The sequence below is a fragment of the Paenibacillus sp. FSL L8-0435 genome, from assembly GCF_037965655.1.
GTDB lineage: Bacteria > Bacillota > Bacilli > Paenibacillales > Paenibacillaceae > Paenibacillus.
In genome coordinates, this window is record NZ_CP150185.1 from 5,042,209 (window position 1) to 5,066,909 (window position 24,701).

Annotated in this window: 6 protein-coding genes; all 6 read right to left on the reverse strand. The window is 47.5% G+C overall.

Annotated features, from left to right (window positions below; translation table 11 throughout):
- The 6 genes from NST33_RS22475 to NST33_RS22500 are packed head-to-tail and all read right to left on the reverse strand — an operon-like array spanning window position 1 to window position 24,660.
- Window positions 1–1,320, reverse strand: a complete 1,320-nt coding sequence (locus NST33_RS22475) for an aminotransferase class III-fold pyridoxal phosphate-dependent enzyme (protein ID WP_339305124.1) — start codon at window positions 1,318–1,320, stop codon at window positions 1–3.
- Complete coding sequence (locus NST33_RS22480) at window positions 1,317–2,297, reverse strand: acyltransferase domain-containing protein (RefSeq protein WP_339305126.1); 981 nt, start codon at window positions 2,295–2,297, stop codon at window positions 1,317–1,319. The genes NST33_RS22475 and NST33_RS22480 overlap by 4 nt, the downstream gene beginning before the upstream one ends.
- Window positions 2,294–3,445 carry an acyl-CoA dehydrogenase family protein gene (locus tag NST33_RS22485; protein WP_339305128.1) on the reverse strand — a complete coding sequence of 384 codons (1,152 nt, stop codon included), beginning with the start codon at window positions 3,443–3,445 and terminating at the stop codon, window positions 2,294–2,296. Before NST33_RS22485 ends, NST33_RS22480 begins: the two co-directional genes overlap by 4 nt.
- A complete protein-coding gene (locus tag NST33_RS22490; protein WP_036668520.1) occupies window positions 3,442–3,699 on the reverse strand; it encodes an acyl carrier protein in 258 nt (85 codons plus the stop codon). The genes NST33_RS22485 and NST33_RS22490 overlap by 4 nt, the downstream gene beginning before the upstream one ends.
- The gene (locus tag NST33_RS22495; RefSeq protein ID WP_339305130.1) at window positions 3,696–7,892 is read right to left on the reverse strand and encodes a beta-ketoacyl synthase N-terminal-like domain-containing protein; all 4,197 of its coding nucleotides are present in this window, start codon (window positions 7,890–7,892) and stop codon (window positions 3,696–3,698) included. The genes NST33_RS22490 and NST33_RS22495 overlap by 4 nt, the downstream gene beginning before the upstream one ends.
- Complete coding sequence (locus tag NST33_RS22500) at window positions 7,882–24,660, reverse strand: amino acid adenylation domain-containing protein (protein ID WP_339308746.1); 16,779 nt, start codon at window positions 24,658–24,660, stop codon at window positions 7,882–7,884. The genes NST33_RS22495 and NST33_RS22500 overlap by 11 nt, the downstream gene beginning before the upstream one ends.
- Window positions 24,661–24,701 lie beyond the last annotated feature (41 nt).

The following is a 24,701-nucleotide window of genomic DNA, read 5'->3' on the forward strand; positions in this document are numbered from 1 at the left end:
TTAGATCAGCTCGTCGTAGATCTCTTTCATTTCTGCAAGTGCTGCAGGGACACGCTCACCGAACAAGGCAACATCCTGCATATCAAGCAGGATATTCGGATACATCCGCGAGAGCGTAGATACCAGAACACCGTGCTCAGCAAGCTTGCTATTTAACAAAATATCAAAAGACATTAATTCAAACGTATAATCAGCCGTATCCGTAAGCGGCTCCGTGCAGCAGTGATAAGAAGCACAGCCAGACGGCCCCTGAACAATTAAAGGCAGACCCACCTTCACTGCTTCCTGGCAGAGTATGTCATGCATCATCTCAGCGTGGCGGTTCATGCTGTGCATCGCCTGTCCTCCATCGCGTCCCAACATTTCCAGCGTAGCTTTTACAGCAGCTGTACCTAATGGATAGCCATTAAACGTACCCGCATGAATTACTTTTTTGTCTACAAGCAACTTCATGATATCCGCTCGGCCAACCAGGGCTGACACCGGAACTCCGCCACCCGCGATTGCCTTCCCAAGTGTAGTCAGATCGGGCGTTACACCGAATAACTGTTGGGCACCACCGAGTCCCATACGGAATCCTGTTATAATCTCATCAAAAATGAGCACGACTTGGTAATGGTCACATAACTGTCTGACTTTTTGCAGATAACCCGGAGCAGGCATGACTCCGCCTCCATTTACACAAACCGGCTCCATGATTACTGCTGCAATGTCGTCTCCATGCTGGCGAAATAGTTCCTCCAGACGGGCTGCGTCATTCCATGGCAGGAGGTAGGATTGAGATTCCATGGCATCCTTTGCCCTCCCCTTTGTTCCTTTCATGTCACCAGGATAGTCTGAAGGTACAGGCGGACCTGTACGTGCAGTCTTGCCACCCATAATATTGTCCGCATTGCCATGATAATGGCCTTCAAAACGTACAAAGCGATTTTTACCGGTCCACGCCCGGGCAAGACGAAGTGCATTCTGGACAATCTCCGTGCCTGATAACCCAAAACGAATCATCTCTGCTGAAGGAACATATTGATGGATCAGTTCCAGAGCCTCTGCATCCAGATCGCAATGACTTACGGAAAGAACACGGTCAATGGTATCCTTCAGACACTCGTTATACTCCTCGTTGCCGTGGCCAACAATGAGGGCACCAAAGCGGGCATATAGATCCAAATACTCGTTGCCGTTCATGTCCGTCACTCTGCTGCGGGAAGCATGCTTGAAATGGAGCGGCGTCTCTTCCCAAGGAAGGTGAAAATTATAGTGCACACCACCAGGCAGCCATTGTTTCACCCGCTGATTGTACTGCATCATCTCCGTGATCATCCCTTATCGCCTCCCCCACTTGTCTGGTTTACTGCTTCATATCGCTTCAGTAACCTGGACCGATCTTGCGGATCATCCAGCGAATAGGCTGCAGGCAAGGTCTTATTCTCAGCCAGCATATTTCTTACGCTCTGGCCTGGACCGATATCGATCCATACCGTCGCTCCCAGATTTTGAACGCGTGCCAATGCCTGATTCCAGCGAATGGGTTGCAAAAGCTGGTTGCTCAGCAGCTTAGGAATGTCCTCGGCTCCGCGAATGAACTCACCATGTACTGTAGAGCATATGGGAAACACCGGTGCAGAGAAGGAAATCGCTGCAAGCATCTCCTCAAGCTCAGGCTGAATGAACTGCATCAACTCGCTATGATAAGGTGCATCTGCCTTCATTGGCATCATGCGAAAAGGAATGAATTCCCCACCGTAGCCATCCACCTGATCATCCAGCAGTTGAAGACCCTTCGCAGTACCTGCGACGACAAACTGTCCCGGTGAATTATAACCGGAGATCGTCACATACTCGTTCTGACGAATATTCCCGACTAATTCTTCAAGCGCTTCTTGGGTTATATCAACAACAATACCCGCTCTTCCTTTTTGCTCCTGAATGGAGCGATGCATCAACGCACCACGCTGAGCTGTAAAACGGATTCCATCAGCAAATCGCAATGCTCCCGCCGCTACTAAAGCCGAAATCTCCCCCAAACTGTGACCTACTGCATAATCTGGAGTCATTCCTGTCCGGCGAACAAATGAGTCAAATAAAACGTAGCTTGCTGTCAGCACAGCAGGTTGAGCATATTCAGAGACCGTCAATTGATCCAGGGTCCCTTCCATAACCAGTGCCTTCAAATCAAATCCGATCACCTCGCTCGCTTCCGCAAAGATCTGATTCGCCTCCGGCTCACTGTCCAACAACTCGCTGCACATTCTGATATACTGGCTTCCCTGGCCGGGAAATAGTGCACAGAACGTCATACGCCACCGCCACGCTTGTAATAGGCTTTTAATCCGTAATGCGAGATCATCTCCTGCTGCATCTGAGAAGAACCTTCAATAATCTCCAGAATTTTGGCTTCCTTATACAGCCTGGCAACAGGATATTGGTTACTAATTCCATTCGCACCATGAACCTGTAGCGCATCACTTGCAACTTCAACAGCAACTTTGGACGTAAAATATTTGGCGATGGTTGTCTCCATGGCGGCCTGCGGGTCCTTGGCTTCTCTCAGCTCGGCTGCCCGTAAACATAATGCTCGTGCTGCATGGACTTTTGTCACCGCATCTCCAATCATGCCGCGAATCAGCTGAAAATGACTCAGCTTCTGGTCAAATTGCTTCCGCTTCCTTGAGTAAGTCACCATGGCATCCAGCGCTTCCTGCGCAATCGCCAGTCCTGCCCAGGCAATGCTATATCTGCCTTGGTCCAGCGCCCCGGTTACGATGTACTCAAAACCTTCATTCAGACGTCCAATAATGTGATTCTTTGGTACACGCACCTCATGGAGATCAATCTCAGCTATACCTGTCTCTCCCGCAACCATGACACCTTCAATAGGTTTGGTCTGTACACCCTCAAACTGGCGTTCGACCCAAAAAGCAGTGCTTCGTCCCTGATTCGAGGCAATAATGATAAATACATCTGCCAGATGTCCAAACGTGATCCACTTCTTTTTCCCATTCAAAACATAACAGTCCGATTCTTCTCTCCACGCGGTCTTTACACTTTTGGCATCCGAACCAACTTCCGGTTCAGTCAGGCCAAAGGCAGCAATCCATTCTCCCTTCACCAACTTGGGCAGCCAGGACGATTTTTGCTCAGGCGTTCCGAAACGTACCAAAGTTTCACTTACAAGTGAAGTATGTACCGTTAACAAGCTGCGAACGGCTGGAAGAGCCTTGCCAAATACTTCAGTCAACAGCCCGTACGCCCTAGGACCGAGACCCATGCCGCCATATTCAGCCGGGATCGAGGCAGCCAAGTAACCTTTTTCAGCCATGGCACGGATCAATGTTCTGGGAATGGCTTGCTGCTCCTGAATCTGTTGAGCATAAGGACGAATCTCACGGGCAGCAAACAATTCAGCTTCATGAATAATCTCTTGCTCTACATCCACTTCAATCATTCGGCAACCCCCTCTTGAAGAAGAGATTCATTGAGATAGGCAGCGAACTCGGCAATTGTTTTGTATTCAAACAACGCAACCGGACTGATGTCAACTTGAAGATGCTTACGCGCACGGTTAATGATCTTGAGCGCCTGCACAGAGGAGACACCAATTTTCAAAAAATTCATCTCTTCATCGATGTCCTCTGGCTCCTGATTCAACGCTGCAGCAATCTCGCTTTTGAGAAAAAGCTCAATTTCTTCTTTTGTCATATCATGACCTCCGTTCCCTGATTCACATCTATCCAATGTACATACGGCTCGAATGGATGTGCTGGCAGATGTACAATCTGGCCAGAGCCATTCGGATGTAACTGTTCCCAATCCAGCGCAGCACCACGTACATAAAGCTGTCCCAACAATAATGCAAGCTGATCCTCCATGGTGAGTTTCGGCTCGGCAGACAGGCGGATGAAGCTCTCCTTGCCATTGTATTCAAGCTGCTGCACTGTCTGATCTGCAGCAATCATAAGTACAATGTCGGCGTTTGCCATCTTGCCAGGTGTGTCTTGCAGACTCTCTAACGTCACTCTGTTGTTCACTGGAATGGATTGGCTTGTATGAGCGCTGTGATGTTCCTCGCCATCCAGATGTAAACTGGATACAAGCTTCTCTCCTGCAGCTATTCCTCGAATCTCCTGAATGGAAGGGACCAGACGTACAAGTGTCTCAAGCAAGGTCACCCAGTAGTTCAAGGTTGATACCGTATCTTCATTAGAATCGTCTGGCCTGATTACTTGACGTGCATGAGCTTCATCTTCTCTGCCAATCTCATGCCCCCCAACCACAATACTGACACGAGCAGCTCGGTTTCTAGGCTTGAAGCCAAATTCCATCTCTTCGATGTTCCACTCTCCGGTTGAGCTGACAGTTACTGCCGCACGATACCGATAATGTTTTCTATATCTGTTCCGAGTAAAACAAAGATCCTCTGGTGCCAGGTCCGCATGTTTCTTCACATACTGCTCCGTGTTATCAATCAACTTTTTTAGAGCCTGCTCTGATTTCGCAGAGAACGTTAACAACTGGCCACGTGCCGGGGCAGCTGCACGGACAGGGGCTTTCCATTCCTCCAGCACAATGTGGGCATTCGTACCTCCCAGGCCAAATGAACTGATGCCGGCCTTCCGTGTTTTCCCTACAGGTACATCCCACGATCTATGCTCGCTAACGATATGGAACGGCGATTGCTCCAGTCGGAGGGCCGGATTCGGATTATCCATATGCAGACTTGGTGCCAGTTCCCCATGCTGCATACTGAGCAGAACCTTGGCAAGACTGGCTCCACTGGAGGCTGCAAATAAATGTCCAATATTGGTTTTGACTGAACCTAATCCAATCGAATTGTCGCTTGGATATCCCTTTTCCCGGAACAGTCGGAGCAAGGCATTCACCTCAATTGGATCTCCAATCCTTGTCCCCGATCCATGTGCTTCAATATAAGAGACCTCGCTCGGGTTTAGATTGGCATCGCGATAAGCGGCACGGAGTACCTCATATTGCCCCTGAGGGTTGGGTGCCATAATGCCAAGTGAATATCCGTCGTTATTCACCGCTGTCCCGCGAATCACACCATAAACATGCTTATTGTTGCGAACTGCCTCTGTTAGCGGCTCCAGATATACAACAACAGCACCTTCCCCCAGGACTGAACCATCTGCTTCCCGATCAAATACCTTCGTATGTTGAGTGGAAGAACAGATTCCAGCATTGCGTGATAGTTGATGAACATGCGGTGTAGCCAAAATGTTCGCTCCACCTACAACTGCCCCAGAGATACGCTTGTCCTGAATGGCCGCCACAGCTTGCGTCAGTGCGACCAGAAAAGAAGAACATGCTGTATCTATGGACAGTGCCGGCCCTGTAAAATTGTACATGTGTGAAATGGAGGCCGCTGCAATATTGGACATATTACCTACCATAGCGTGAGAATGAACAGCCTTGCCAAGACTCCGGTTCATATAATCAACAACCAGATCGAAGTATGTGCTTGGATTAATCCCTACATACACACCCACATCACGCTTATCCTCATGGTCCACGAGCATACCTGCATCCTCCAGCGCCTCATGAGCAACTTCCAGCAGCTTCCGATGTTGCGGATCCATAAATGCAGCTTGTTCAGACGGGATTTCAAAGAACTCATGATCAAACGTATCCGGTTGCTTCAGTTCCCCAATCCAGTCATCCCAACCGGGTTGCTTGGAACGTGTTGCACGCTCTAAGCTAACCCGGTCAACACTATCTACCCCGTTAACCAGATTGCTCCAGAACTGCTCTTGGGTGTCAGCATCAGGTAGACGCAGAGACAGCCCGGTAATAGCAATAGCACGATGCACATTCAGGTGATTATCTGTTTTTTCAGCTTGTTCAAAGTCCTTCGTATCTGCTGGAAGTTCCTGCAGATATTCCACCATCTCACGTACGGTACTGCAAAAAACAAGCAGTTCTTGTCCTAATTCACGCCCCATATGTGCAGACAGCTTGTCAAGTAGTTGATAGGAGAGGATGGAATTGCCTCCAAGTGCGAGAAAAGAAGTATCCATCTCAATCTTTCCTGCGGGCAATTGAAGAATTTCGGCCCAGGCTTTACGTACGGTATACTCCAAAGAGGATGCGGAAACCGTCTCGTGTTGTTGTTGAGTGTTTTCGCGAATCAGCTCTTCAATGGCCTCGATGTCCTTGGTAAATACTCCACGCTCATATTCGTTTCTCAGCATGAAGCGCTGGACCTTGCCACTCGTGGTTTTGGGAATAACCTTGATTGGGAGAACATGGGTGATCTCAATACCCAATCCAGCCCTCATACGTTGGATCAGATCCTGTCGTACATCCAGAAACTGTGGAGTTCCCGATTTGTATTTAACAAATACAAGCAACTCCTCTACTTGTTTGAGGCTGTTAAAGTGCCCGACTACCGTCAGATTGCCTCTCGGAATGCTGCTATTCTGGTACAAAATTTCTTCAAGATCATGCGCATAATGGTTCTGTCCCCGGATAAACACAATGTCCTTGATCCGTCCGCTTACAACCAGGGAGCCATCAGCCATATAACCCAAGTCTCCAGTGCGAAGCCACCCATCCACATACATTTCACGATTGATCTCTGGGAGACTGTAATATCCGGAGGTTACCGATTCCCCACGAATCTGTATTTCGCCAACGACCCGCTCATCCAGCACTTCACCCTGTTCATCCGCAATCCGGATTTGAATCCCTGTCATGGGATATCCTTCATGAACAAATTCGATCACATCCGAAGTATGACTTTCATTGCTAGGTAGCTGGACTGGCACAGCCAGTCCTTCCTGCACCAGCCGCGAACGCGAGATACGTTCAATTCGCGGCTCTTCCCCCAGTCTGGAGGTACATACACCTACTGTCGCTTCTGCCATGCCATACGCAGGAAACATCATATTGGGACGATAGCCACAAGAGCTGAATTTTTTGACAAATCGCTCGATAACAGACGTTGATATAGGCTCTGCACCATTCAAGGTCATACGCAGTGAAGATAGATCCAGCGTTGAGAGCTTGGAATCCGGGATCTTCTGAACCATCCATTCGAAACCGAAATTGGTGCAGCAAAACCATTTTCCCTGATGCTCCGTAATCTTGCGCAAGAACAGATAAGGGGACCGTACGAAGGTATAAGGTGACATCACCATGATATTGGCTCCACTCAGGACAGGTGTCAGGTGCTGTCCAAATATCCCCATATCATGGGTATGCGGCAACCAGGTAAACACATTATCTCCTTCTTCGGCTCCAAGAAATGTCTTGCATGCAATACTGTTGGCGATAATATTGTGATTTGTTAACTGCACACCTTTGGGAATTCCCGTGCTTCCTGATGAGAATTGCAGGAACACAATGTCATCAGGGGAGGTTGGGCATAGATCAGCCATCTGCTGGCCTGCGTGAAGCTGGTTCACGCTGATCAACATAAGACCTTTGAATACCGGACTTTCCGCAAGTTGCTTATACTTGGGCATGTAGGCTTCCTCGACGATAACGACCGGACGCCCGAGCACCTCCCACACTTTCGTGAATTTCTCCAGACCGGCTGAGCCTGGTTCCCAGGCAGCCGGAGGACTAACTGGGGCGACAATAATGCCCCCCAGCATACAAGCCCAAAATGTACGGTAAAATTCCTGTGACTGGTCAATCTCCAAAATAACGACCTGTCCTTGTTGAATGCCTTGCTCCTGAAGAGACTGCAGGTACTTGCGAGCCTGTATCAGTAATTCAGGATAAGATTCAAACTGTTCGTCACCTGAAGAGCTGATATAGGTCATTCCCTTTTCTGGATGAATATCTGCAATGTAGATTAGCATCTCAGCCACTGTTGAATAATGTTCTGGCACAATCAGCTCGGGTCCTCGCTGTATGGATTTACTGGACATGTTGCACCTCCATTGCCTCATTGTGAACTACCACTTTCACATCGCTACCAAGCCTGTCGTCAATCAGCTGTTTCATACGTTTGATGTCCAGACCAGTCTGACAGGAAAGATGTACATACAGACACTCTTCGTCGTAGCGAATAACCCATTCAAATTGGGCGAGTCCCGAATTCGAATCTTGGTCATCCGACGACTGAGACGACATTGGGATCGCTTCGCTGCTGGAGATGAAGCCTTGATAATTAAACAGAATCATCTGACGCGGCTCCTGTTCTGCTTGCCTGTAGGCAGTTCCCAATTGTTCCTGTATGCCACCATATTGTGCCGAGAGGGAAGAATCATGTGTAAGTGCCATAAAGTTAATGCTGTGTCGCTTCGTAAATTCCAGACGTTCCAACAGATCTTCCTGTGTGAATTCACTGTCTACCAGCACCGGAATCAGATCAAGGAATTCTCCCACATAATCATAGTAGGATTCTTCGCCATACTCCCTTCCGTAGTGCACCAGGGCTATTGGCAATTGGCTTATGTTCAGATAAGCCGCAATGATGTTGGCAAAAGTTTCAAAGCATGTCCACCAAACCTCTGCAGGCTCCTTCCCTGCAAGAGACAACTCGACAGCCATCGCTGAAGGCGACAATGTTTCTGTTTCCTTCAACTTGTTCATGACGATAGTGTTACATGTATTCCATGCCTGAAGTGAAAATTGTTTCTTCATTTCATCTTCTGATACCCCTATGGGGCCTTGAGACAGAAAATTTACATAATCCTCATAATTTCGTACTTGGTACAGAAGATCACTCTCGATCTCTGTACCTTGCGGTCTATATAATGCCTTCGATTCAAGTTGCTGCTTGATGATCTGGGCACTCATACCATCAAACGCAAGGTGATCAAAACTCCAAATCAGCTTATGCTCTGTGGCTCCTGTACGCAAAATACACAGACGCCAAGGTAGTTCCTTCAACGTATACGTTTTGTGTAACAGAGACTGAACCAGTTTGTACTCCAACTGCTCAATCGTAGCCGAAGCATAATGACGAATATCAAGATACGGGATAAGCTGTTGCAGCATGTCCGCCGCTAACGACATATCACATGGATGCCAATACAATTGTTCTTCCTCATATATTATGCTGTGCAGCAACTGATGCCGGGATATCACCCCAAGAATCAGGTGTTTTACAGCTTGTTCATTCAATTCGCCTTCCAGCGTTGTTGTAAATCCGCTTGCTCGTGAAGTGGTAGAAGCATGTGCTTGTTGAATTGGAGATAGTGGGAATCGACCCATAGGGGTCATGCCCGCCATAAAAGATGAAACCTGGTTGCAGCTGTTTATGACATGCAGGACCAGGCTGTCCAGTTGTTTCTCATGAAGTGTTATGTCCTGTGGTATGACTATCGGGGACTGAATATGCAGGCTATCTTGTGACCCAACTGACGCCGGAGGATTAATGTCTACCAATTTGGCAAGCCCTCTAACTGTCGGATATTGGAATAATTCGTTCACATTGATGGCAATTCCTTCTTTTGTCAAAATTTGAGTGAATGCAATCGCTTTGAGCGAATGCCCCCCATTTTGAAAGAAGTGATCTTCCACACCAATGCCCGGATTCCCCAGGATCTGTCGCATGGCAGCAAGAATGACACGCTCCGTTTTTGTCAGAGGTGAACTCACTTCCAGAGACCTCTGCTGCTCTTCAACCAAATGCTCGGACAATGCTCTTCGGTCCACTTTGCCATTGGCATTAATCGGAAGATGATCCATTCGAATAATTCGTGCAGGCACCATGTACTCTGGCAGTTGCTGGTGAAGTTCTCTTCGAATATACTCAACATCTGCCCCAGTATTGCTTGTATAAAAAGCGGCAATGTACAGACTTCCTGATGGTTCTGTAACTGTCATGACAAAGGCATCACGAACTCCCGAAAGACGCTCCATGCAATTGCCTATCTCCGATAACTCAATGCGAAAACCTCTAATCTTGACCTGGAAATCCGAACGTTCAATAAAAATCAGACTGCCGTCAATCATACGTTTGACGATGTCACCTGTCCGATACATTCGTTCTCCCTTGCGGAAGGGATCATCAAGAAAGTGTTTTCGGGTAAGATCCTCACGGTTAAGATATCCAATACCTACCGCATCTCCACTGATATACAGTTCACCTGGAACGTTGGGTGGCACAGGCTTCAGCTCATCATCCAGAACATACAAGGCTGTGTTAGACAGGGGATAACCTATAGGCAGTGAGCCAGTATAAGGCTCTGTTTGCTGTAATAAGTGGTAGGAGGCAAAAAAGGTTGCTTCCGTTGGCCCATATCCATTTAACAGCCTGCCCGGCCCCACGCATGCAAGCGCTTTGTTGGCATGACTCACCGATGCAGCTTCACCACCAAACATCACTCTACGCACATTCTTCAAGCAATCAGCATCCCAATCTACCAGCATATTAAACAAGGATGTCGGAATATAAAATACTGAAATCCGTTGCTGTTGGATGACATCGGCCAAACGAGCCATATCCAAAATGGTCTCTTTTGAGATTAATACAAGAGTAGCGCCGTTTATTAATGAAGCAAAAATATCGAAAATGGAACCGTCAAACGCATAGTTAGAAATTTGCAGGATACGATCCTCTGGCACGACGGTGACAAAATTGCTATTTTTCATGACTTTGGTCACATTGCGATGACTCATCACAGTCCCTTTTGGGGTTCCTGTTGACCCTGATGTATAAATGATATAAGCCGGGTCAAGAGCGGTCATGTTCATATCTTCAACGGGCTCCTGCATATTTCCCGAATCAAATGCTGCCAGTTCATCTGCCGGCACGATACAAGGAACTACAGATTGCCATGTGGAGACATACGCCGTTTCAGTCAATAACACAGCCGCATCGCAATCTTGCAAAATAAATTCAATTCTCGATGGCGGCGAAGCTGGGTCAATCGGAACATAACTGCACCCCACTTTGAGTGTAGCAAGGATACTGATCATCTGGATCGGTCCACGGTCCAGAATGAGAGCAATACTGGAGCCTGATTTTACCCCTTGTCCAAGCAACCTGGACGCCAGCCACTGAACACGTTCATACAGATCCGCATAGCTCCACTCATCGTCTTCCCAGACCAATGCTGTCTTCTGTGGATGCATATGAACTTGTTCCTCGAATAATTGGGAAATGGTCGCATCTCGCGGATACTGGGCGGCATTATCGTTGACTCCGTACAGTAGCCAGTCCTCTTCCTCCGGTGTAGTGAGCTTAATCTGACCAATTCGTTCATTATCCCCTGTTGTGATCTGAGACAGGATATACCGGAATTTATCCAGCATCAGTTCCATGGACTCCGCTTTAAACAAATCTGAGCGATAGTCAAGTTCAACCGTGTAACATTGTTTATGTTCGACCAGTGTCCAAGTCAGATCAAATTTGGCATCCACCTTACCTTCGACCCATGGTTCAAGCATCAGTTCCCCGGCTTCAGGATCATCGGTTCCCATATTAATGTAATTTAGCACCACATCAAATAGGGGGTTGCGGCTTAAATCACCGAATAGACCAAGTTGTTCCACCAGTGCTTCATAAGGATATTGTTGATGCTCATAACAGGATAACAGCTTGCCTCGCATCTCATTCAAATACGCCTCTGTGGAGCATTCTCTGTCCATGCTGGTGCGAATGGCAAGCATGTTCACGAACATCCCCATAACGTTATTGAGTTCTGGCTTCTCACGCCCCGCAACCGCTGTACCAACGACCAAGTCGTCTTGACCCGTATACTTCCAGATTAATAGATTCAAAGTTGCCATAAACAACATATAGGGTGTAAGCCCTTGTTGAGTACAGAAGTCATTGACCTGTGTGCTTAACGACTCACCAAGTTCAATGGAACGTCTGTCTCCGCTGTAGGATGACGCACCATGTCTTGGGAAGTCTGTAAGCAATTCAACAGGTGCAGGCATGTCCTTGAATTCCCGTATCCAAAACTCGGCGTCTTCAACAGATTGTCCATGTGAAGCAGCTTCATCACGCCATTCCGCATAATCCTTATACTGAATGTCAAGAGATTGCAATGTTTCTCCTCTGTACATGCGAGCAAAATCCTGCATCAGGATAGCAATGGAACTCTGATCCGAAATGATATGATGCATGTCGATGAATAAGATGTGTTCCTCTTGAGAAAGGCGAATCAGCTTAACACGAACCAATGGTGCGCAGGTCAGATCAAAAGGCTTGATCCATTCCATGACCTGCTCTAACCCTGCCGTTTCTAATTCCAGCAACTCCACAACGCTTGGAACCTGATCCTCAACAACCTGGAAAAGCTCACCATCAATCATTTCGAACCTGGTACGGAATGCTTCATGTCTCTCTACCAGTGCATCCATTATTACTCTGAATTGGGCAGGGTCAAGTTTTCCTCTTACCATATAAGAGCTGGCGAGATTGTACGCCGTACTCTCACCTTTCATCCACTCATGCACCACATACATTCTTCGCTGTGCAGAAGTGGTCTTGTATTTCTCTTTCTTAGTAACAGGCAAAATTGGGTTCACTGAATCAGAGTCGCTTGTAGCCTGATGTTCAGCAATCCATTGAACCATGTGTTCAAACACTGAATGATCAAAAACCTCTTCCAGCCCCAAATTTAATCCAAACATTTCTTTAATCCTCGACGCCAAGGAAATCGCTTTTAAAGAATGACCTCCAAGTTCAAAGAAATCATCTTCAAGGCTGACTGCTCCATTACCAAGCAACTCCTGCCACAATTGCGACAATATATGCCTTATCTCATCATCAGTCCGTTGAACCCTGACTTTCCCAGCTGGAGATTGGTCTAATGCTGTGATAGAACCCGCTGCAACCTGTGACATACCTGCAAGCTGATACAACGCAACATCATGTTGATGAACAATGGGATCAAAGGAATACGTCGGCAGGGAGATTTTTTGCTTGCGCCCCGTTCCGTTTAACTGTTCCCAATCCAACTCCATGCCAGAGCACCAGCAAAAAGCAAGTAATTTCATTAAATACACGTCTGCCTCAAGCAAACTCTGACGATCTCCAGTAAGAGCAATGACGTTTGGCTCTGAAAATGAAGCCGGGACTATTTGGTCTGTATCCTGCTGCTGATTCGAAACGATCCACAGCGTATGCCCAGCAGATTCAGAAAGCGTCTTGCGATTTAGCAGCGTAAACAGGAAATTTGGAGATAACAGTGGTGCAATGCTCGACGCAAGGTCTGTTACAGTTGCATCTGTCATCCTTCCTGTCATAGCATCTGACAATGCTCCTTCTTCTAGTGACCAATGCTCCCAATTGTATAAAAGCCCCACGGCATGTACTGGATCAAGTGCATCACTAATGACCAACCCCACCAGTTCGCCAACGCCTTGTCCACAGACAGCATCCGGCTTGATACCAAGCTGCATCACGGTTTGATAAAGAGCATATTGCACAACAAAGCACTGCATGCGCTCAAGCCTTGAATCGGTTAACGATCGCCCTATGCCTTGGCGAATGGCATACTGTTCCTTGGACTCAAAGAGGTTCAGTATCTCTTCAAAGTGCTGTTTAAATATCTCTGAGACCTGGCTGCGATACACAGAAGCATATAGTTCCCGAATCTTGCGCGCTTCCCAACTTGCATTCCCGCTAAGGTAAAACATGACCTTAGGCTTCCCATTCATCACACTTGCCTGTGTCTCGAACTCTATAGACTGCTCACTTGGCGGAATATAACCGTCCACAACGATCAGTGCTTTACGATGAATGAATCTGCTTCTTCCCTTTTGCAGAGTCCACGCAGCATTGGGCAACTGCTCCGGCAATGCATGGATCGCCTGTAGAACCGAATCGTACGTGCGTTCCAGCGCAGATTCACTCTTGGCCGAGAAGGGCAGCAGAAGCAAAGATTCATAATTGGCTTGGCTCTCTTGGACGGGTGGTTGCTCCAGAATGACGTGAGCATTGGTCCCCCCGATCCCAAACGAACTGACACCCGCTCGCAGGATACCCTTCGCCTCTTCTAATGGCTGTGGCTCCTTGTTGATATAGAAGGGACTATGCTCCAGCTCCAACATCGGATTCGTCCGATTCATGTGAATCTGTGGCGGAACCACCCGGTGATAAAGCGTCAGTACGGTTTTAATAAAACCGGCGACACCTGCTGCCGCATCAAGATGTCCAATATTGGCTTTCACAGAACCTAGAGCACAATAATTTCTACGATCTGTTCCCCATGACTGCCTGAGCGCTTCGATTTCAATCGGGTCACCCAATTTGGTTCCTGTTCCATGCGCCTCCAGATAGGAGATCTCTTTTGGAGATACTCCCGAACGATGCAGGGCAGATTGAATAACCTTGACCTGCCCGGCCACACTCGGTGCCGTATATCCAATTTTGTCCATGCCATCATTATTAATCGCTGAACCTTTAATGACTGCATAGATATGATCTCCATCTCTCTGCGCGTCGCGGAGTGACTTGAGCACAACCATTCCGCATCCATTACCAGACACAGTACCAGATGCCTGCTCATCAAACGGTCTGCAATGACCATCCTTGGAATAAATCATGCCTTCATGCCAGTGATAACCTTCTTTGAGCGGATAGGAGATAGAGACACCTCCCGCAAGTGCCACATCACACTCCCCCCGAATCAGCGATTCAGCAGCTTGGTGGATAGCGACCAAAGAAGTCGAACATGCGGTCTGTACGGCCATACTTGGCCCTCTCAGATTTAATTTGTGAGATACTCGGGTTGTAATATAGTCCTTTTCATTTAAAGTCATGGCTTCAAAAGCCTGTAGCAAATTACCGGAACGACCTAGAAATTGCACCATCCATGGTAAGCTCAGTCCACTTCCGGCAAACAATCCTATAGCTCCCTCATAACTGTAAGGATCACATCCGGCATGCTCAAGCGCCTCCCATGAGCACTGATGCAGCAGCCGTATTTGCGGATCCATCATGTTGGATTCCTGATGCGGATATTCGAAAAATCCGGAGTCAAAATACTCAGTGTCTTGCAGTACACCTTTGGCCCGTACATAATCGGGATGTTTGAAGTCTTCCGGTCGTACACCCGCAGCGGTTAAATCATCTTCATCCAGACGGGTGATACCGTCCTTACCTGCCATTAGGTTATCCCAGAACTCCTCAATATTTCTTGAACCGGGAAAATGCCCTGCCATGCCAATGACTGCGATATCCGACGAAGAAGGAATTCCGCTACTGTGTTCTGAGGCAAACTGGATACTCTGTTCTGGTCTGCTCTGTTCCACTTTGCTGTGTTCAACTGTGCTCATCACATACTCTTTGGGAGCTGTTGTCGGCTCCGGGTTCGTAACAGGATATCCAACCGAAGCGATATGCCCGCTTCCCTCTTGCACCTGTTGTGTAACTGTCGGCAGCATCTGCTCAGCCACCAGATGATTGACCAGTGATGCGATGGAGGAATGCTCAAACAATTGCACCAGCGGAACGCTTTTATCCAGATAGGCATTCAGGCGATTATTGATCAGAATAAGCCCCAGCGAGTTGCCTCCGATGTCAAAAAAGTGATCATGGATATTAACCGTATCCAGATTCAATATTTCCTTCCACGCTGCAATAAGCATCTGCTCCAGATCAACTTTTGCCCGCTCGATTCCTTGAATCGATGAGCCATAAACCAGAGCCGGGTTATCCCTCTCTCCCGTTTCAAAATCAGCCAAACGAAGGGCATTGCGATTCAGTTTGCCATTAGGCAGCACAGGCAGATTTTCCAGACGAATCAAGCGAGAAGGCATCATGTACTGTGGAAGCCGCTGCTTTAACCAGGTCCGAAGCTGTACGTCTTCTTGTTCCATAACGAACGGCCCAATCCCCGGTTTCAGACTGTAGAAAAGGATTAATTGCAATGAATGTGGCTCAGCCCCTTCTACCTTAACGACAGCCTCCCTTACACGTTCATAATTCATCGCTGCCTGCTCGATCTCGTTCAGTTCAATCCGGTAGCCACGAATTTTCACCTGCTGATCCAACCGTCCCATTAACTCAACATCCCCATCCGGCAGTATACGGGCCAGATCGCCAGTTCGGTACAAACGGCCTCCCAAAACATTGGAGTTTGCAATGAATCGGGCATTGGTCTCAGCAGCATTGTGCAGATAACCGCGGGATAATCCTTTTCCTGCAATGCACAGCTCTCCATAACTGCCAGGTGGCAGTATTTCACCTTCATCATTCAGAATATAAATCTCTGTATTGGTAATGGGCTTGCCAATGGTAATCGCGGCTGTATCATTCAATTCTTTGGTTGTTGACCAGATTGTAGTTTCCGTTGGTCCATACATGTTAAAGACTCGAGCAGGTGTAAGCCGCTTCAGATCGGTGAGAAGTCCCACAGGGACATTTTCCCCTCCGGTAAGAACACACCGCAGATTGCCCAGCGCCTGAGCGAATTCCGGATTTTCGACAAATGCCTTAATGCGTGAGACCGTGCTAAGAATGTGTGTAACACCATGTTCACGTATTCGACGGGAAGCAAGAGCCGGGTCAAGTTGCTCCTGCTCATTGGCCAGATACAACGAATATCCGGTGCATAATGGTGTCCACACTTCAAATCCGAAAATATCAAAAGATATGGTCGTCACACTGATGATGCGATCTGTCTCATGTGCAAAAATATGTCGGTGCCTGATGTCCTCAACAAAATTGACCATCGCCTCATGAGTAATCATCACCCCTTTGGGACGCCCCGTTGATCCTGAGGTAAAAATCACACAGGACAGGTCCGAAGACAGGAAGCTTCTGTCCGGGTTAACGGATGCGCGCACATCCTGGGAAGTTGAATCATACACGAATCGCTCTCCGCTAAAAGTCACTGTTCCTTCTGCATCAGGCGTACACAGCAATACGTTCATTCGGCTATCTTCGATCATATTCACGATGCGCTGCGGCGGAAAAGCAGGGTCCAGAGGCACATAAGCCGCCCCAGCTTTCAGCACCGCCAACAGCATAATGATCAACGATTCATCTCGTCTGGATAATATGCCTACAGGTTCATCCCGGCGCACACCTTGATCAATCAGCTTCCAAGCCAGCGTATTAGCTTTTTCATTAAGCTCCCTGTAGGTAAAAGAGGCTCCGGATGATACAAGGAGAGCTTTCTTGTCTGGTGTGTGTTCTGCCTGCAGCTCGAACAGCCGATGCAGACCCACCGCAGGAGTGTAATCCAGACGTGGACCAGCAAGACGATGGACTGGGTGCTCGTGAGAACGTTCGTTTCTCTCAAACAGTTCGCTCACAGACAGATTGGGCTGTTGTACAACCTCTTGGCAGAGTCCGATAAACTCCTGCATCATACCTTCAACTGTGTCCCGGCGGAACAGATCCAGCGAGTATTCGATATATCCTTCAATCACCTGCTTCTCCCTGTTTTCTTGACAGGTCAATAACAGATCATAAGTAGAGGTACCCGTCTCCACCGGAAAAGAACTGAATTGCAAACCATGAAGTTCAAGTCCATGCAAATCCATGTTCTGATAATCAAAACAAACATCAAATACCGGACTTCGGTTCAACTCACGTGCCACGCCCAGTTGTGCCACAAGCTCATTAAACGGATACTCCTGATACGCAAAAGCATCCAGTGTATGTTGTTTAAGTTCGCGTAAAAAATCAGTGTACGTACGATCAAACGTTGGAAAATTCCGCATCGCAATCATATTGACAAACATGCCTACCGTCTCTTTCCACTCCTCTTGCATCCTTCCTGCAACAGGCGTTCCTACCACAATGTCCTGCTGACCTGAGCGGTGTGCGAGAAGAAGATTCCACACACTTAGCATTACCATATACATGGATGCTTCCGATGAGGAAGCCAGCTGGTGCAAGTGTTGTGTTAACGAACGATTCAATGTGAAATGGAGACGGCCCCCTTGCATGGATCTCTGTGATGGACGCTCATGGTCAAGCGGAAGCTGCAGCACAGGTAAAGAAGGGCCAAGATGGTCCAGCCAGTACGTTTGATGTGAATTGTAGTCATTTGAAGCGAGACGCTGCTGCTGCCAAACCGCGTAATCTTTGTACTGCAATCGGACTGCATGCTCTTTGCCAAAATATAAATCATTGAAGTCACGAGTGATGATTTCGACAGATGTACCATCTGCGATAATATGGTGAATATCAAAGAATAACAGGTGCTTGCGCTCGCCTATCTTAATCAGTTCAACCCGCATAAGCGGAGCACTCCCCAGATCAAAAGGACGAATCAATGTCTCGATCATCGCAGGCAACTCTTGGTCATCTGCCACATGCAGCTCTGCATAGCCCATACTTAAGCGAACCGAAGGTTGGATAATCTGAACGATCTGACCACCCCGTATCTCAAACGATGTTCTGAGCGCTTCATGATGCTGCATCAACTTCTGCAAAGCAGCCTCAACTCTTATACGGTCCAATTCACCTTCAATAATGGTTGCAGACGGTAGGTTGTATGCCGTATTGCCTGGATCAAGCATCGCTTGTGTGAACATTCGCATCTGTGCAGAAGAGATTGGATACGCATCCATAGTGGGTGCAGATTGAATGGTCTGTTGGTCCACTTTTGGTTTCGCCATGACATAGAGATGCTCCGCCAGTTGAATAGGCGTTGAATGATTGAAAACATCAGCTACCTCAGGCTGAATTCCTAAATGAGACCGGATCCATGCAGACAAGCTGACTGCTTTGAGAGAATCTCCTCCAACCGCAAAGAAATTAACCTCTTCATCTAGATCATCGATGCCAAAAATCGTTCGATATGCATCAAGGACAATCTGCTTCAGTTGGTCTGAACCGCCAGTATAAACGGTCCCTTTTATTAGAGTAGAGCCACTTCCCTTTCCCTGATCTGCATGCTGCCTATCATCCCCGGTATCCATTCCTGCCGCCGCTGATGAGCCAGAAAGAGAAACACTGACAGGATAGGATTGTTTGTTGAAAACATAAGTAGGCAGAGAGCATTTGCGTCGTACCGTCTGCCCTTTGAACACCTTCCAGTCCGGTTCAATGCCTTCGCACCATAACTCCGCAAGTCTGCGGTTCACATAGATACTGTCCTGCTCCGTCTCCCTTACGTGACGTAGCATATTCAGTACCGTCTGGGAATCTCTTGATAGACTGTGCTGTCTGGCAAAGGAGCTTAGCGTTCGTCCTGCACCTACTTCAATTAATACAGCCCGTTCATCCTTTAACACTTCAGCCAGGTTTGATTCAAACAACACCGGCTGTAAAATATGACGGGACCAATAGTCAGGTTGTGTGATTTCATCTCCAAGCGCCCATGTTCCACTGGTGTTGGACAGTAAAGGGATCTGTGGCGTATGAAGTGAATGCTCTGCTAGATAACGTCTAAATTCCTCAGCGGCCTGATTCATCATTGGCGTATGGAATGCATGGGAAGTCTTCACACGAATGCACTTCCAGCCCAGTCCTTCAGCCTTGGCTTCCATCCGTGAAATGGCTTCAGCTGTCCCACCAATCACACTGGAACCTGTAGTATTCACCAGGGCAAGCCACATATCTTCCTCCAGTTGTGACTTCACCTGCTGTGCATCCGCCATAATGGCAAGCATAACCCCGGGTTGTTGTTGTTGCATCAGACGTCCGCGAAGTCGAACTAAATTGACAGCATCTCCGAGTTCGAACACACCCGCTACCGCTGCAGCAGCCAATTCACCAATGCTGTGTCCGATCATGCCATCTGGCTTGATGCCCAGATCCAGCAGCGACTTGGCCAGCGCATAACTTGTCATGAACAGTGCGAATTGGCTGTACTCCGTCTGGTTTATTCGCTCAGGGTGCTGATCCCCGTATACAACAGACAGCATATCTTCTCGTTCTTCCGCAGGCAGAAGGTCCAATATTTCCTGAATATAACTTCTGAAGATTGGAGCCAGGCCTGTTTGCTCTGTAGATCTGTATAGTTCTGCACCCATTCCCTGATACTGACTGCCCTGTCCGGGGAACATAAAGTATACGGGACGAGTGCCTTGAGCCGAATGGTATACGCGTGCTTTCCCCAGTTGCTGTATCAGCTTGTCCGGATTATCCTTCCATGTCTTATCCAGAATGAGTGCCTTACGATACGCAAAAACAGATCTACCTGATTGCAAGGTCCACGCTGCGTTTGACACAGATTGATCCGGCTGCTGAGTCAGATGTTCCATAATCCGTTCAGCGGTGCGGTTCAGCGAGTACTCTGTTTTGGCGGAAAAAAGAAATATATTTACGTCATCATCAGGACTGCACTTCTCCATCTCGGGAGCCTCCTCCAATACCATGTGAGCATTCGTGCCCCCCACACCAAATGAATTGATTCCTGCGCGCATGACTCCAACTTTGCCCTGTTTCCAGTCCACCCCTTGTGCATTAACTTTAAAAGGCGTATTCAAAAAATCAATTTTGGGATTAGGTTGCTCATAATTCGCTGTTCCAGGGATATATCCTTGTCCAAGACTGAGCGCTACCTTGATTAAACCAACCACACCTGCGGCTGTATCCATATGTCCCACATTGCCTTTGACCGAACCCAAATAACAAAATTGCTTTTGGTCGGAAGCAAAGGCCCGAGTTAACGAGTTTACTTCAATTGGATCACCAAGCAACGTTCCCGTACCATGTGCTTCGATATAACTCACCGTTTCCGGGTCTACTCCGGCTACCTTATAAGCATCCTGAATGACTTCAGCCTGTCCGCTTACGCTTGGAGCAAGAAAACTGAGTTTCTCTTGTCCGTCATTGTTAATTGCTGAGCCTTTGATGACCCCGTAGATATGATCTTCATCCCGCAGAGCATCGGTTACCCGCTTCAACACCACAATTCCCATACCATTGGAGAAGACGGTTCCACTGGCTGCCGCATCAAATGGACGACAGTGTCCATCTGTGGAGAACATCATGCCATCCTCAAATATGTAACCCCCTTCATTGGGCAACTCCACGGTGATCCCACCAGCCACGGCCACATCACATTCTCCAACGATCAAAGATTGACATGCCAGATGAGGTGTAACCAATGAAGTAGAACATCCCGTAAGAGCGGTATAGGCTGGCCCTTTTAAGTTCAGCTTATAAGCCATTCGGGTAGCGAGAAAATGATTGGTGCTGAGGGTGAATGCTTCGTATTTACTGCTATAGTTAGCATCGTTAAAAAGCACTTGACGGTACCATTCGAAGTCATCGGACCCGCCAAGGAACACACCCACCTTACCCGCTTCATCCGGTCTGCAGCCTGCATCCTCCAGCGCTTCCCATATTCCCTGATACAAAAGTCTGAATTGGGGAGACATCATTTTGGCTTCACCGGGAGTATAGTCAAAGAACCCTGCATCAAACTCATCGATGCCGTTGGCACGTCCTTTTGCCTTGACATAACGAGGTGAACGTAGCAGTGCTTCCTCCACGCCAAGCTCCCTCAATTCATCATCACTATAAAAGTGAATGCTTTCCCGCCGTTCAACAAGGTTACTCCAGAACTCCCTTATATCCTCAGCGCCCGGCACATTCACCGCTATGCCCACAATTGCAATGTCCTCACGCATAATGCCATCTTTTCGTTGAAACAATTGTTCCCTTTCAGTCGGTATCCGAACTCCCTCATCTTTCGGACCCAGTGCGGCAAATTGACGCAATGTCGGGCATTCGAAAAAACGAGGCACAGGGAACTCCACATCGGTATAATGCTTAAGTTTATTGTGAGCCTGAATGACAGAAAATGAATTTCCGCCCAATTCAAAGAAATGGTCATCGCGCCCTACTCTCTCAACACCGAGCACTTCGGCCCACACTTCGGCTATAACCTTCTCAAGCTCAGAAGACGGGGCGGTATAGAACGTACTGGAAGCGTGAGCATGCGTGATATCTGCCATGAGTGCCTTCCGGTCAATCTTCCCACTGCTATTCAATGGAAATTCGGATTTATGTACAAAAACGGATGGTATCATATATGCCGGTAACAAACGAGACAGATGCTCTCTCAATTCGACAGAAGGCAGCTCCTGCTCTGACAGATAGTAGGCATACAGCAAGCCGGACCTACCTTCAAATGATTTCATAACTACCACGGTCTGGATGACACCCGGATAGGATGACAGGGTATTCTCAATTTCGCCTGTCTCCAGTCTGGCTCCTTGAATTTTAACCTGAAAATCAATGCGTCCCAGATATTCGATCGTACCGCTTGGGAGTGAACGTACCAGATCACCTGTGCGGTACATGTACCTGAAATGCTCTGCATCCTGTCCTTCTTGGAAGAAAGGATTAGGGACAAACTTCTCTCGGGTCATCTGTTCCAGATTCAGATATCCACGTGCAAGCCCAACACCGCTAAGACAAAGCTCCCCTGGAATACCTAACGGCTGAAGCTCATCATGATTTCCGACGACATACCATCTGGACTCATTGAGCGGGTAGCCAATCGGTACATTGCCCAAGCCTTCGTAATGGCTTAACGGATAATGAGAAACCCATATGGTGCATTCGGTTGGACCATAAACATTTTCAAGACTTGCTCCAATGCCTAACCTGTTAAATTTCTCAATGATGTCTGGCGTGACTGCCTCTCCGCCAACAAACATCCATTTCAACGTTTCCAATGCTGACAGATCGGAGCGAAGCTCCATCGTTTCCAGAAAAAGACGGAATAACGTTGGAACAAAGTTGATGTGCGTAACCTTATGTGATGCCACCGTAGACACAATACGAGCAGGGTCTTTTTCTGCTCCAGGCTCAAGAATACTTAGTGCGCCTTCACCCATGAACCAGCCGAAAAGTTCCGTGGCGGACACATCAAAGGTATATGCCGTTTTCAGCAAGTAAACATCCTGCGCCTGCATCGGAAAACGACGCTCCAGATCAAGCAGTGTATTGACTACGCTATGATTTTCAACCATGACTCCTTTTGGCTTGCCTGTTGATCCGGACGTGTACATGATATAGGCAAGGCTATGCGGATTCAGCGCCTCTTCGAGATTTGAGACATCCCCCGTATAGGCCTGATCTCCCTCAACGTAGATGTACTGGACATCCAGAGTCTCGTCATCTTTTTCCGGCTGCATAGCCAGCACTATGGATATGTCTGCATCCGATAAAATATAGGCCTTTCTGGACAAAGGATAGGAAGGGTCTACAGGCACAAAAGCACATCCGGCTTTTAATACAGCCAATAGGGCAATGACCATATCCGAGGAACGTGGCATCTGCACGCCAACTGCCGCGTTATCACTTTTTTTAATCGCAACGATCTGCCTAGCCAATTGATTCGCTTTTGCGTTGACCTGCGCATAGGTCTGATGCTGCTTGCCTTCCATTAGAGCTACCCGCTCCGGGAAACGTGCTACTTTATCGTGAAATATATCCATAATATGTTGTGGAGTGTAGGGAAAATAAGAAGTTTGATTGAATCGGTACAGTAGGTTTTCTTTCTCATCCTGCATCAGGAGGCTGAACTCCCTGATTTTTTGATCAGAATTGGTTACTAGTTGATTCAGCAAGTATAGAAATCGTTGGCCCATTCGCTCCATTGAATCTTCACGGAACAAGCTCGGTTTATATTGCAGCTTCAACTGAGCACCTTGCGGTAAACGGCTCAACACCACCATTAGATCTCCTGGAAACGTAACCTTATCCTGATCCAGAATACGAGTTCCGAGCATATCTTCCTCATAGGAATCATAAACAAAGGAGATATCAAACAACGATGGCGATCCGGGTTGAGCCTGTAACATGCTGTCTCTGACAATGAGGTTATTGGGATATCCGATGTTCCTGTACGTATCCATCCAGGTTGTGGCTACTTGTTGCAGCAGAGGTTTTAGAGTTGATTCGAGGTCAATATGGAATCGCATAGGCAACATATGGACAAAACATCCAATCGTTTCTTCCAAGTCCATACCGGGACGATGAGAATATGGGGAGGCAAAGGTGATATCGTCTGTACCGACATATTTACTCATAAGAATGCCAAAGGCACCCATAAAGAACATAAAAACGGTTACTTCATTATCTTTGGACATCTGTGTAATATCAGCCATTAACGATTCCGAAATATCAAATCGCAGTTCATGACCAATCCCTTCTTGTACAGAACCTGCTGGAAAGTCATGTTTTAGAGAAAGAGGTTCCGCTCCCTTCATTTTGTTTAACCAGTATTCCCGCTCTTTGGAGTACTTGTTTTCGTGCAGTTTCTTGTTCTCTGCCTCAACATAAGAGATGAATCCTTCATCCAGCTTGACATCCACAGGCTGATCTTCAAGAAGACACGTATATGACTGGATAAGTTTGTTTTTCATCAGTTCAAGCGACAAGCCATCACATATTAAATGATGAATACATAAGGTCAGAATGTATCGGCTTTTATCCATCTGAACAATCATTATACGGAACAGAGGACCTCTCTCCAGCTCAAAAGGTGTCCCGATGCATTCATCCACCAGTGCTTCTAACTGTTGTTCCTTTGGATTCTCCTGATTCTCGCTACTTAGGTCCCACAAGGCAAGTGAATAATCCATATCTTCATGAACGGATAACACGGGTACATCATTTTTAATCTCAATCCGAGTACGCAGCACCACTTGCTCATACATAAGCAATTCGATGGCCCGGCGAAATATCTCCATTTGAAGATGATCAAATTGCATTGAAGCTGAGATGTTATACGAAGTGGGATCATTCACCTGACAATCAAAATAGATTCCCTTTTGTGTTTCGGAAAGTTCAACGGTTTTTTGTACCATCACGACCACACCTCATCGTTTAATTGAGATTCAAGCTGTGT